This is a genomic window from Pilimelia columellifera subsp. columellifera, from assembly GCF_039532605.1.
Taxonomy (GTDB): Bacteria; Actinomycetota; Actinomycetes; order Mycobacteriales; family Micromonosporaceae; genus Pilimelia; species Pilimelia columellifera.
In genome coordinates, this window is sequence record NZ_BAAARY010000009.1 from 56,816 (window position 1) to 69,409 (window position 12,594).

Here is a 12,594-nt window from a genome sequence, read left to right on the forward strand (position 1 = left end):
TCGACGGACCTGCTGGCAGACTAGGAGACGCGGCGCGAACCGGCCCGCTGTCACACGATTCATGGGGAGAACCGGATGTCAGTCGAGGGCCGCCCGAGCGCGCGGTTCCTGCTGCTGTCCGAGGTGGCCACGGAGCTGAACGTTTCGGACTCGCAGGTCTACCACATGGTACGCAGCGGCGAGCTGCCGGCGATCAAGGTCGGTGGGCGGGGTCAGTGGCGGGTCGAGCGGTCCCGTCTGGAGGAGTACATCGTCCGCAAGTACGACGAAACCGCCAGCTGGATCGAGCAGAACCCGCTGGTCGAACGCGACGACTGACCGTTCCCACAGCGAAGCCCCGGGCCTGACGGGCGCCCGGGGCTTCGCTGTGTCCCGGCCGCGCCGCGTCGAGGCCCTGGGCCTCCAGCGCCGGCCATTGACCGTCCATCCCGGACGTTGCTAGGTTATCGGAGGCAAACGAAAGCAAACGAAGACTTAAAGGGCTGAATTCATGACGATCGAGACGCCGTCACGCCCCGGGTCGCCGAGGCGGGTGGGGCGGCACTACCCGCCGGTCCGCATCCGCCCAGCGCCCGCCACCGAGCCACCGTACGAACCGCCGTCACGGGCCCCGACCTGCCTGTCGCGCAGCTCCGGGCGGGCGGACCCTTCGGCGCCGCCGGACAGCGAACTGCCCGGTCAGCTCGCTCTGACGTTCCCGGCCACGACGAACCAGCCAGCGGCCACCGCCGCCACCGACGCCGTAGCGGCCGATCCCGCGCTACGGCTGGCCGCGCGGCAGCTCGTCGCGCGGTACGTCGAGATCCTCAACGGACATCGGCCCGGCGGACACCTCCGACTCGTCGCCTGTCCAGCCGACGCCGACCGCCTTCTCGCCCAGCTTCCCGACGCCCGGGCACGGCTGGCGGCGCCGCGGCGCCGCGAACCCGACGCCGCCAGCCGTCGACCCCAGGGCAAGGGGTCGGCGGCCACGTTGACTGTCCGATCGGTGCGGCTCGCGGCGGCCGGGCCGGACACCGCGGATGTCGTCGCCCTCGTTGAGCTGGCCGGGCGGGTCCGGGCGGTGGCGGGACAGCTCCGGCTGACCGACCGCGGCGTGTGGCGCTTCGCGGACCTGCTCCTGGTCGCCTGAGGTGGCCAGGTTGCGCGGTGGAGGGGTTGCGCGGTGGAAAACGAGGACCGCGGGACGAGTAATCGTCCCGCGGTCCTCGGCGGTTCAGTGTCAGGCGCCGGTCAGGACGGCGCCCCGTGGCAGCGCTTGTACTTCTTGCCCGAACCGCAGTAGCACGGAGCGTTACGGGACGGACCACCGCTGACTTTGTCCGCGCCGACATCCGGCCCGCTCGCCACGACCGGCGCGCCGCTGCCAGCCTCACCGTCGATGCTCGGCGCGGTGTACTGGAGGTTCCGCGGCTGCTTGGCGCCGCCCAGGCCGGGCACATGCACCTCGACCGACGGCTCCAGCGCCACCGCCTCGTCCGGGTTCAGGGTGATCGTCGGCTGCTCCTCAACCTGGACGTCCAGGTTGAACAGGAAGCCAACCGCCTCCTCCTTGATGCCGTCCATCATCTGGGTGAACAGTTCGTAGCCCTCACGCGAGTACTCGACGACCGGGTCCCGCTGGGCATGGGCGCGCAGGCCGATGCCTTCCTGGAGGTAGTCCATCTCGTACAGGTGCTCGCGCCAGCGGCGGTCGATCACCGAGAGCATGACCTGACGCTCCAGCTCCCGCAGCGCTTCCGCGCCCAGCTCCTGCTCCCGGGCGGCGTAGGCCGCCTGGGCGTCCTTCTGGAGGCGGTCGACGAGGAAGTCGGTGTCCATGGCCGCGCGGTCGCCGGCCTCCTCCTCCAACTCCTCGATCGTGACCCCGACGGGGTAGACCTCCTTGAGGCTGGCCCACAGCTTCTCAAGGTCCCAGTCCTCGGGGTACTTGTCGGCGGTGGCGCCCGTGACGTAGGCCGTGACCAGGTCGCCGATCATCGGCGCGACCTGGTTGTGCATGTCAGCGCCGTCGAGGACCCGCTTACGTTCGGCATAGATCACCTTGCGCTGCTTGTCCATGACCTCGTCGTACTTGAGCACGTTCTTGCGGATCTCGGCGTTCTGCGCCTCAATCTGCGTCTGGGCGCTCTTGATCTGCTTGCTCACCATCTTGGACTCGATCGGCACGTCGTCCGGGATGTTGAAACGGTCCATGACCGCCTCGACGGCCGAGGCCCTGAACCGGCGCATCAACTCGTCCTGGAGCGACAGGTAGAACCGGGACTCGCCCGGGTCGCCCTGGCGCCCGGAACGGCCGCGCAGCTGGTTGTCGATACGGCGAGAGTCGTGGCGCTCGGTGCCCAGGACGTAGAGGCCGCCGGCGGCGGTGACCTCGTCGGCCTCCGCCCGGCACTCGACCTTGACCCGGGGGAGGATCTCCTCCATCGCCTTGGCGTGCTCCTCCGGGCTCTCCGCCTCGTCGATCCCACGCGCCCGCAGCTCAGCGGCGGCAGCGTGCTCGGGGTTGCCGCCCAGCAGGATGTCGGTGCCCCGGCCGGCCATGTTCGTCGCCACGGTGACCGCGCCCTTACGCCCCGCCTGGGCGATGATCTCGGCCTCCCGGGCGTGGTACTTGGCGTTGAGGACGTTGTGGGTGATCCCCCGACGGCGAAGCAGCTGGGACAGGATCTCGGACTTCTCCACCGAGACCGTGCCGACCAGGACCGGCTGTCCCTTGGCGTGCCGCTCGGCGATGTCCTCCACGAGGGCGTCGAACTTCGCCTTCTCCGACTTGTAGATGACGTCCGGCTTGTCCATCCGCACCATGTCACGGTGCGTCGGGATCGACACCACGCCGACCTTGTAGACCTGGTTGAACTCGCCCGCCTCGGTCTGGGCGGTGCCCGTCATGCCCGAGAGCTTGGCGTACAGGCGGAAGTAGTTCTGCAGGGTGACCGTGGCGAGGGTCTGGTTCTCCTGCTTGATCTCGACGCCCTCTTTGGCCTCGATCGCCTGGTGCATGCCCTCGTTGTAACGGCGGCCGTGCAGGATGCGCCCGGTGAACTCATCGACGATGAGGACCTCGCCGTCGGCGACGATGTAGTCCTTGTCTTTCTTGTACAGCTCCTTGGCCTTGATCGCGTTGTTGAGGTAGCCGACCAGCGGGGTGTTCACCGGGTCGTACAGGTTCTCGATGCCGAGCCGGTCCTCGGCCCGGGAGACGCCGCGCTCGCTGATCGCCACGGTGCGCTTGGCGTGGTCGACCTCGTAGTCGCCCTCGCCGTCCTTGCCCGCCTCGAAGCGCTTGACCAGCGACGCGAACTCGCTGTACCAACGCGGCGAATGCTCCGCCGGACCGGAGATGATCAGCGGGGTGCGGGCCTCGTCGATGAGGATCGAGTCGACCTCGTCCACGATGGCGAAATTGTGGCCACGCTGGACCATGTCGTCGGCGGACCAGGCCATGTTGTCGCGCAGGTAGTCGAAGCCGAACTCGTTGTTCGTGCCATAGGTGATGTCGCAGTCGTACGCGGCCTTGTGCTCGGCCGGCGGGCGGTTCGGCAGGATCACCCCGACGGTGAGGCCGAGGAACGTGTGCACCCGGCCCATCCACTCAGCGTCACGCTGGGCGAGATAGTCGTTGACGGTGATGATGTGGACGCCGCCACCGGAGAGCGCGTTGAGGTACGCCGGGAGCAGTCCCGTCTGGGTCTTGCCCTCGCCGGTCTTCATCTCGGCGATGTTGCCGAAGTGCAGCGCGGCGCCACCCATGATCTGCACGTCGTAGTGACGCTGGCCGAGCACCCGCTTCGTCGCCTCGCGGACCACCGCGAACGCCTCGGGAAGCAGCGAGTCGAGCGACTCGCCGTCGGCGTACCGTTCCTTGAACAAGTCAGTCTGCTCTCGCAGCTCCTCGTCCGACAGGCCGGTGTAGTCGTCCTCGATCGAGCTGACCGCCGCCGCGATCGCCTTCAGGCGCCGCAGCATGCGACCTTCTCCGGCGCGGAGAAGCTTTTCCAAAATCGTCACGGCTCAGAACTCCCCTACACAGTCAACCGCCCCATCGTAGGCGCAGATCACACCGTGGCGTCCACCACGCCCGGATCGAATGCCCCGCGCCTACCCACACAGAGGCGAGCGCAGCGGGCGATAAGCGCTGGAAGGACGTCCGCGCCTCGACAATGATCGGGCGATGCGGCCACCGGAAATTCGCCTGGATGATCTGCTCCTACGACCTTGGCGACCGGGTGACGCGCCCGCTGTCGCCCGCGCCTGCGCCGACCCGCTGATCCGGCGCTGGACGTCGGTTCCCGATCCCTACCTGCACGAACACGCCGTCGCGTTCGTCGCCGAGTGGGCGCCGAGGCAGCTCGCCGGGCGGACCGGTGTGCCGATGGGCGTCTTCGACGCTGACTCCGGGGAGCTGCTCGGCTCGTGCGGCCTGGCCCGGCTCGACCGCGAGAACGGCGAGGCGGAAGTCGGATACTGGACAGCGCCGTGGGCACGGGGTCGCGGTGTCGCCGAACGGGCGACGCGGGCGCTGCTGCGGTGGGCTTTCGACAGTCTCGACCTCCAGCGGATCGGGTGGCGGGCGGGCGCCGGCAACCACGTGTCGCGCCTCGTCGCGCTGCGGCTCGGCTTCACCGTCGGCGGCGTGGCCCGCGCCGAACTCGACCGCCGCGGACGCCACGACCAGTGGCACGGCGAGTTGTTGGCCGGCGAGTTGACTACGCCCTCGCCCGACCGTCCGGCCGCCCCCGGCAGCCGGCTGGCCCGGCAGGCGGCCACCTTCGCCGGCGACCGCCCCGTCCTCGACCTCCAAGCCAACGGCGGGCCGGTTCGGCTGCGGCCGTTGGCGGAGCGGGACTTCGACGGCCTCGTCCGTTCCGCCGCCGACCCGCAGACCCTGCGCTGGACGAACATTCCCGCCGACTACGACCGCCAGGAGGCCAGCCAGTTCCTGGCGTTCGGGCGGCTGCGGTGGGAACGCGGCGAGGCGGTGGAGCTGGTCCTGGCCGACGGCGACGACGCCTTCGCCGGAACGATCTCGCTGCGGCTGGGCCCCGACCCGGCCGTCGGCGACATCGGCTACGCGGTGGCGCCGTGGGCGCGCGGCCGGGGCTATTGTGCGGTGGCCGTGCGCGAGCTGAGCCGGTGGGGCTTCGACGCGCTGGCGCTCGCGCGGGTCAGCTGGGCCGCGAACGTCGGCAATGAGGCGTCCCGGCGGGTCGCGCAGCGGGCCGGTTTCCGGATGGAGGGCCCGCGTCGGTCGGCCATCACGCACCGGGGCAGGCGCGTCGACATCTGGACCGGGGCGCTGCTGCCCGACGACCTGACCGACCCGCCGACAGACGCCACGCCCCAGCGGCGATGATCGGACCTATGCGCCCGCCACTTCTGCGCCACGACGGCCTGTTGCTGCGGCCCTGGGAGCCCCGCGACGCGGCCGCGCTCACCCGCGCCTGCGGCGACCCGGGGATCCAACGCTGGACGAGTCTGCCGACTCCGTTCGGGGCGCCGGAGGCCGACACGTTCATCGCCGAGAGCGCCCACCAGCTCGCCGACGGCAGCGCGGCTCAGCTGGGCGTCTTCGCCGATGGCGGCGGGCTGCTGGGCGGGGTTTCGCTGACCGAGCGGGCCGAGCTGAGCTACTGGACGGCCCCGTGGGCGCGCGGGCGCGGCGTCGCCGAGCGGGCGTCCCGGGCGCTGCTGCGATGGGGGTTCGACGAAGGTGGTCTGGCCCGCGTCGGGTGGCGGGCCGAAGTCGGCAACCACGCGTCCCGCCTCGTGGCGCTCCGGCTGGGCTTCCAGATCGAGGGCGTCGCCCGGGGCGTGCCGTGCGGCCAACGGCGGCCCGACCGGACCTGGCTGGCGTCGCTGCTGGCCGGCGAGTTGAGCGCGGGCGGGGCGGACCGGCCGGCCGGTCCCGGCACGGTGGCGGCCCGGCAGGCGGCCACGTTCTCCGCGCCGGCGCCCACCGTGTCGTTCCGTGCCGACGCCGGCACGAGGCTGACGCTGCGACCGCCGACCCCCGACGACGTGCCGGCGATGGTCGCCGCACTGGCTGATCCCGAGACGGTGCGCTGGTTGGTGCAGCCGCCCGGCGACCGGGCGGCCGCCGCCCGGGCCGCGGTGGCCATGGCGTCGGCGGCCTGGGCGGCCGGCGAGGAGGTGTCGCTGACCATCGGCGACGAGAATGGCAACTACCTGGGCGAGATCCACCTGCGGCTGTTGGCCGGCCAGCCCGACGTCGGCCGGGTGCGGTTCCATGTCGGCCCGGCGGCCCGCGGGCGCGGGGTCGCCACCGGCGCGCTACGGGCGGTCGTCGGATGGGCGTTCCCGGCGCTGGCGCTCACCCGCGTCGAGTGGCACGCCTGGGCTGGCAACGAGCCGTCCCGGAAGGTGGCTGAGCGGGTGGGATTCGTCTGGGAGGGCGTCACCAGGGTCGTCCGGCAGGGGCGCCAGCGGGACGTGTGGCGTTCCGCGCTGCTCGCCAGCGACCTGCGACCGACGGCGCCCGCGGAAGCGCGTTTGACCGGAGGTCAACGGTGACCGACAGTATTGACAGCGGACCGGTACGGCTGCGGCGGTACGCCGACCGGGACATCGACGACGTCGCCAGTGCCTGCTCCGACCCGATGGTCCAACGGTTCATTCCGAGCATGCCGCGGCCGTACACCCGGGACACCGCCGCCTGGTGGGTGCGCAGCGGGGCGCAGGCGGTCTGGGACGACGGCAACGCGGCGTTCGCCGTGGTGGACCCGCGGACGGACCGGCTGCTCGGCGGCGTCGGTCTCGGGGCCACGCAACAGGAACGGGGCATCACGGAGGTCGGGTACTGGGCCGCGCCGTGGGCGCGGCGCCGGGGAGTGGCGACCGCGGCCGCCGACATGATCACGCGCTGGGCGTTCACCCGCGGGCTGGCCCGGGTCGAGCTGATGACCCTGTGGGAGAACACGGCTAGTCAGCGGGTCGCGCTGAGCGCCGGGTTCCAACGGGAAGGGGTCCGTCGCTCGGCGATAATCGGCGCCATCGGCGAACGGCACGACGCCATCGCCTGGTGCCGGCTGGCCACCGATCCGGCCGGGCCGGTGGCGCGCCTGCTGCCCGATCTGCCCGGTGGGCAGCTCACCGACGGAGCGGTCACGCTGCGGCCGCTGGGTGAGGGCGATGTGGACTTTCTGCACGAGCTGCGCTGTCTGCCGGAGGTGGTGAACACCAGCGTCCCGCCGCGGGAGCCCGAGCGTGCGGACACCGCCGAACGCTGTTCCCGCGCCGAGGCGCGCTGGCTCGCCGGGGACCGGGCGGACCTGGTGATCCTCGACGCGGCCACCGGCGCGGCGGCCGGCGACATCGGCCTGCGCTACGGGGAGCCGCAGACCGGGCAGGCGATGCTCGGCTGCTCCGTGCTGCCTCGGTGGCGGGGCCGTGGCTACGTCGGCCGGGCGCTGCGACTGCTGGCGCCATGGGCGTTCAGCGTCGGGATCGCCCGCCTGGTAGCCGGCGCGCGACCGGACAACCTGGCGTCGCAGCGGGCTCTGGAACGGGCCGGTTTTCAACGCGAGGGTTACGCCCGCGCTCGTCTTCCCGGGCCTTCGGGCGTACGGATCGATGACGTGTCGTACGCGCTGCTGCCCGGCGACCCGATGCGGGCGCCAACGGGTTCCGCCGGCGGGTAGAACGGCGGCGGGCCAGCCATCCGGCCGGCCCGCGAACCAATCAACCGGGGGCTGGTCGCTACTGGTCGGTAGCCAGCGACATGACGCCGTAATCGTAGCCGTGCCGGCGGTAGACGACACTCGGCCGGCGGGTCTCCTTGTCCATGAACAAGTAGAAGTCGTGCCCGACCAGCTCCATCTGGAACAGGGCGTCATCGACGTTCATCGGCTCGGCCGGGTGCTCCTTCTCCCGCACCAGGTGCCACGGCTGGTCGTCGTACGGCTCCGGCTCGGATACCTCGGGCTCCTGCTGGGGCGGCGCGCCGACTGTCGCGGCCACCAGACCGGTGGGCATCCGGTGCCGGCGTTCGAGCCGGCGCCGCTCGGCCGAGCGGCGCAGCCGGGCGTCGATCTTCCCGATCGCCATATCCAACGCGGTGTAGAAATCCTTCGCGGTGGCCTCGGATCGAATAACCGGACCGCGTGCGAAACAGGTGATCTCGATGCGCTGACAGTGGCCCGACTGCCGGGGATTCCGTTCGTGATATAACTCGACATCGATACGGATCAGCTTTTGGTCGTACCGTTCGACTTTGTGCAGCTTCTCGGCGACATGCGCGCGATAGTGCTCAGGGACCTCAACATTGCGGCCCTTGACGACGATATCCACGTGACCTCCCGATCAGTCGTACCGACTCGGTACCTTCGACGCTAGCCCGGACAACTGCGATCGTCACCCCAACGTCGCCGTACGTTCCCCGAGAATTGCCGGAACGTCCCGCCGAGTAGTCCCGCGGATGGGCCAGGCGAGGACCTCCGACCCTGGTCACACGACGGGAAACGGCGTCGCCGCGGTCATTTCCGCCGCGGGGCGGGAGTCACGGTCAACACCACCGCGCCGGCGACCGACACGCCGCAGCGCTCCAGCTCGGCGGCGCATGCCGCCAGCGTCGCCCCCGTGGTGAGAACATCGTCGATGAGCAACACCCGACGGCCAGCCCCGAGCCGACGGAGCCGGGCCAACGGCCACGGGGCGCCGTGGATGCTCGCCTCAGCCGCCGCCAGGCGGCCCCGGGCGTTCAGGCCGGCGGAGTCCGGCCGCGGCCGGGCCCGCAGCGCCCGAACGGCGTCCGCGCGGATGCCTGCCTGACGAAGCCGTCCGGTAGCCGCCCGCACCAGGACGGATAGATGGTCACCGTAGCGGCGGCGGGAGGCGGCCGCTGTGCTCGGCGCCCCGACCAACGTCACGGGATCACTCCCGTGGACCGCCACCGCCCGGGCCAGCAGCACCCCCAGCGGCTCGGCCAGCTGGCGGCGCCCCCGCTCCTTGTAGGCCAGCAACAGCTCCCGCAACACCCCGTCGTAGATGCCGGCGGCCACCACCGGGAACGCCCCGCCGGGCCCCGGAACCGGCCCAGGAACCTGAGCTGCCAGGGTTGCGGCGCACGCCGCGCAGGCGCCCCGCCGCAGCGCGGGCGTCGCCGTCCGGCAGCCGGCGCAGACAGCCGGCGCCACCAGATCGGCCAGATCCGCCCACCACCGCCCCGACATCAGGTGACGAAGAACGGTGCGCTCGGGTAGGCCGTGGACCCCGGCACACCGACATCCTCAGCGGTCAACCGGCGCTCGACGCTGTACAGCTCGTACGCCAGCCCGTTCGCCTCGTACAGCACCGGCCCGGGGCCGCTCCGCGACGTCGGGTCGCTCGGCAGCGCGACCAACTGGGTGATCGCGGCCGCGCCGAACTGCCCGGCACGGGGCGTCTGCAGGGCGCCGTCGAGGGTCACGTCGACCAGTTGGGCCCGGCCGTCAGGGAGCCGACCGGCCACCACCAGCCGGCCCTCCTCGCTGAAATCGACCGCGGTCAGCCCGCCCAGGGCCACCGGCACCCGCTGCGCCGGGCCGATCCCGACCGGCGCGTCGTCGGCGCCCAACGCGGCGACGTAGAGCACCCCGCCGACCAGCAGCGCCACCCGCTGCCCGTCGGGGGCGACCGCGACCGCGCCCACCCTGCCGACCGGGGCGCCGGCCACCGGCGTCGCCCGTGGCTGCTTGCCGGCCCGGAAGCTGTAGAGGCGGCCGTCCGCCGCTACCAGGCCGGAGCGGCCCCCACGGATCCACACCGGACGACCGACCGAACGGGCGCGCAACGACGTCGGCCGGGGCGGCTCCAGGCCGGCTTCCGACCCGAACGCGAGGTCCAGACCCAGGTCCTTGCCGCCCGCCGGACGCACGATCGCCGCCGACCACACGACGCCAACCATGGTGTAGGCGGCGCGGCGGGCCAGGCGGTACCCCGACGGCAGCTCCGGCGGGACCACCAGACCGGGCGTCGAAGCGCCGATCGGACGTGGTCGCCCGCCGAGCACCGCCATCGCGGTGACCGGGCGGCTGCCCCGGTACGCCGCGTTCGCGCGCTGATAGTCGGCGCCCCCGTAGTCGGCCTGGAACTCGTCGACCCTCAGCCGCAACGTCTGCTCGCTGTCGCCCAGGGACCACCGTAGCTGCGTCGCCAGTTTGTCGACCTGCTCCCGCCGGTCGGTGTCCACCGCTTTCGAGAGCGTCACCTCGATCCGGTCCCTGGTCGGGGCCGGCACGTTGCCACGCCGGGCGGCCCCCGGCGGCAACGCCCGGACCGCCGGCCGCAGCCACGGCACCGGTCCGCCGAGCATCCAGTCCAGGATCTGGGTCGGGATCTGGGCGGCGGTGACGTCCCGGCGGGGCAGGTACCGCATGTCGGGGACCAGGGTTGTCTCGTCGGCCGACCAGAAGTACACCGGACGGCTCTCGTAGTACTGCCGGAGCACAGCGTCCTGCAGCAGGATCAACGGCAACGCCGCCGTCACGTACAGGCTGTTGTCGCCGCGCTCGCCCTCGGCGAAGCTGAACCGGTAGCGCGCGGCCGCCCGGGGCCTGGGGACGACCGCCCCGTTGTCGGCCAGCTCGCCCAGGTGCTCGACCTGCAACTGCACGTCGTAGCCGCTCGGCCGCCGATTGATGATGGGCTCGCCGACCAACCGCGCGACGTGCACCGTGTCGGCCGGGCGCCACGCCTCGTCAGCCTCCGGGGCGAGGAACCGCCGCACCCGCGCCTGGGCCCGGGACGGCTCGCCGGCCGGGGCGGCCAGGAAGTTCTTGACGAAGTCCTGCGGCACGGTGGTGGCGTCCCGGCCCGGCGGCTCCCACGTCCCGGCGTCGTCGGAGACCGGCGCCGATCGCTGCACCTCGCCGCGGACGATGACGTCGCTGCTGCCCGGCAGACCGCACCCGGGCAACGTCAACGCGACGGCGGACGCCAGCAGCGCGGCCACCCGGCCGCTACGCGGACCCGGCACCGTCTCGCCCCTCGGTCACGGCGGCGGGGCCCGGATCGGTCGGCGACGGGGCGCTGGCCTCAGGCGGCACCAGCGGCAACGGCGAGGCGATGAGGCGGTCGCCGGAGCGCAGCGGCAGCGTCAACCGGAACTGGGCGCCACCGCCCGGCACACCCCACGCCTCCAACCATCCACCGTGCAGCCGGGCGTCCTCAAGACTGATCGACAGACCCAGCCCGGTGCCGCCGGTCTGCCGCGCCCGGGACGGGTCAGCCCGCCAGAACCGGCTGAACACGAGTTTGTCCTCCCCTGGGCTCAGTCCTACGCCACGGTCGCGCACCAGCACCGCCACGGCGCTGCCGTCGGAGGCCAGCGTCACGTCGACCGGGTGGCCCTCGGCGTGTTCGATCGCGTTGTCAACCAGGTTACGCAGCACCCGCTCCACCCGGCGAGGATCGACGTCGGCGATGACGACGTCGTCGGGGACCTCCACCCGCACCCGCACGCCGGCCCGGTCGGCCAGGCTGGCCAGCCGGTCGACGACCCGGCGCAGGATAGCCACCAGATCGGTCGGCTCGACGTCGAGCGCCGCGAAACCGGCGTCGAACCGGCTGATCTCAAGAAGATCGGACAGCAGCGACTCGAACCGGTCCAGCTCGTTCTGGAGCAGCTCGGCGCTGCGAGAGACGGCCGGCTCGAACGCGTCGCGCTCGCTGAAGATCAGATCGGCCGCCATCCGGACCGTGGTCAGCGGCGTGCGCAGCTCGTGCGAGACGTCCGAAGTGAATCGCCGCTGTAGCCGCGACATCTCCTCCAGCCTCAGGATCTGCCGTTGCAGATTGGCGGCCATCTGGTTGAACGAGGCGGCCAGCAGCGCCAGGTCGTCCTCGCCATGGACGGTCATCCGCTGGTCCAGCAGGCCGGCCGAGAGTCGTTGCGCGGTGCGGGCGGCCGCCCGTACCGGGTCCACGACCATCCGGGTGACCAGGTTCGACAGCACCGCCAGCAGCACGATGAGCGAGAAACCGGTGACCAGCACGGTGATCTGGATCTGCCGGGCGATCTGGTCCTGGGTGTCCAACGGCCACAGGTAGTACAGCTCCACCTGCCCGAACCGGGTCGGCACCGGGGCGCCGTAGACCAGGTACTTCACACCCTCACCGACGCCCGGCCAGGTGCGGATCTCGTAGGCGAGCTTGCCGTGTTCGGCGACCGCCCGCTCCAGCTCGGCGCCGATCATGCCCTCGACGTCGACGCTGCGGGACGCCACGGTTTCGATCACCGGCGTGCCGCTCGCCGCGACGACCACCACCGGGCCGTCCGGGTCGTCAGGGCTGCCGGCGAGATTGACCGCGGTGTCCTTGAGCGTGGTGGGCAGCTGCGGGTCGTTGGGCTGGCTGTGCACCGTCAGCTGCTTCTGCGCGTAGGCGGTGCCGACCCGGATCCGGTCGTGCACCTCCTTGGCCGTGCCGTCGATGAGCACGTTGACGCTGCTCTGGGCCACCAGGTACGCGAAGCCGCCGACGAGCAGCCCGGACGCGCACAGTGTGATCGTGACAATCCGGACGTTGAGCGAGCGCCGCCACAACAGCCGTAGGGCCGCGAACGCGCGCACCATGACGCGTCCGGCCGCCCGCCAC

General features: G+C 71.9%; 10 protein-coding genes. 5 read left to right on the plus strand and 5 right to left on the minus strand.

Going from position 1 to position 12,594, the window contains the following annotated elements:
• Positions 1-75: 75 nt before the first annotated feature.
• Positions 76-318: a helix-turn-helix domain-containing protein gene (locus ABD287_RS11365; protein WP_344172041.1), complete on the plus strand. Its 243-nt coding sequence runs from the start codon at positions 76-78 to the stop codon at positions 316-318.
• A gap of 172 nt (positions 319-490) precedes the next feature.
• Entirely contained in the window at positions 491-1,132 is a 642-nt protein-coding gene (locus ABD287_RS11370) for an Rv3235 family protein (RefSeq protein ID WP_344172043.1), read from the plus strand.
• A 101-nt stretch (positions 1,133-1,233) separates the two neighbouring features.
• Here the strand turns inward: ABD287_RS11370 and secA are convergent, their stop codons facing one another.
• Positions 1,234-4,011, minus strand: coding sequence for a preprotein translocase subunit SecA (gene secA, locus ABD287_RS11375; RefSeq protein ID WP_344172045.1), 2,778 nt, complete (start codon positions 4,009-4,011; stop codon positions 1,234-1,236).
• Between the two features lie 163 nt (positions 4,012-4,174).
• Between secA and ABD287_RS11380 the strand changes: the two genes are divergently transcribed.
• Genes ABD287_RS11380 through ABD287_RS11390 form a run of 3 tightly spaced genes read left to right on the plus strand, consistent with a single transcriptional unit; the run spans position 4,175 to position 7,661 of the window.
• A complete protein-coding gene (locus ABD287_RS11380) occupies positions 4,175-5,356 on the plus strand; it encodes a GNAT family N-acetyltransferase (protein WP_344172047.1) in 1,182 nt (393 codons plus the stop codon).
• A gap of 8 nt (positions 5,357-5,364) precedes the next feature.
• Entirely contained in the window at positions 5,365-6,534 is a 1,170-nt protein-coding gene (locus ABD287_RS11385) for a GNAT family N-acetyltransferase (RefSeq protein ID WP_344172049.1), read from the plus strand.
• On the plus strand, positions 6,531-7,661 hold the full coding sequence (locus ABD287_RS11390; RefSeq protein ID WP_344172051.1) for a GNAT family N-acetyltransferase: 1,131 nt from the start codon (positions 6,531-6,533) through the stop codon (positions 7,659-7,661). The genes ABD287_RS11385 and ABD287_RS11390 overlap by 4 nt, the downstream gene beginning before the upstream one ends.
• Before the next feature lie 58 nt (positions 7,662-7,719).
• On the opposite strand, the gene hpf is transcribed toward ABD287_RS11390, so the two are convergent.
• The 4 genes from hpf to mtrB all read right to left on the minus strand — a co-directional run bounded on the left by hpf (position 7,720) and on the right by mtrB (position 12,572).
• Positions 7,720-8,310, minus strand: coding sequence for a ribosome hibernation-promoting factor, HPF/YfiA family (gene hpf, locus ABD287_RS11395; protein ID WP_344172053.1), 591 nt, complete (start codon positions 8,308-8,310; stop codon positions 7,720-7,722).
• Positions 8,311-8,495: 185 nt separating this feature from the next.
• Positions 8,496-9,191 carry a ComF family protein gene (locus ABD287_RS11400; protein ID WP_344172054.1) on the minus strand — a complete coding sequence of 232 codons (696 nt, stop codon included), beginning with the start codon at positions 9,189-9,191 and terminating at the stop codon, positions 8,496-8,498.
• Positions 9,191-10,975: an LpqB family beta-propeller domain-containing protein gene (locus ABD287_RS11405; RefSeq protein ID WP_344172055.1), complete on the minus strand. Its 1,785-nt coding sequence runs from the start codon at positions 10,973-10,975 to the stop codon at positions 9,191-9,193. Before ABD287_RS11405 ends, ABD287_RS11400 begins: the two co-directional genes overlap by 1 nt.
• The gene (gene mtrB / locus ABD287_RS11410; RefSeq protein ID WP_344172197.1) at positions 10,959-12,572 is read right to left on the minus strand and encodes an MtrAB system histidine kinase MtrB; all 1,614 of its coding nucleotides are present in this window, start codon (positions 12,570-12,572) and stop codon (positions 10,959-10,961) included. Before mtrB ends, ABD287_RS11405 begins: the two co-directional genes overlap by 17 nt.
• Positions 12,573-12,594 lie beyond the last annotated feature (22 nt).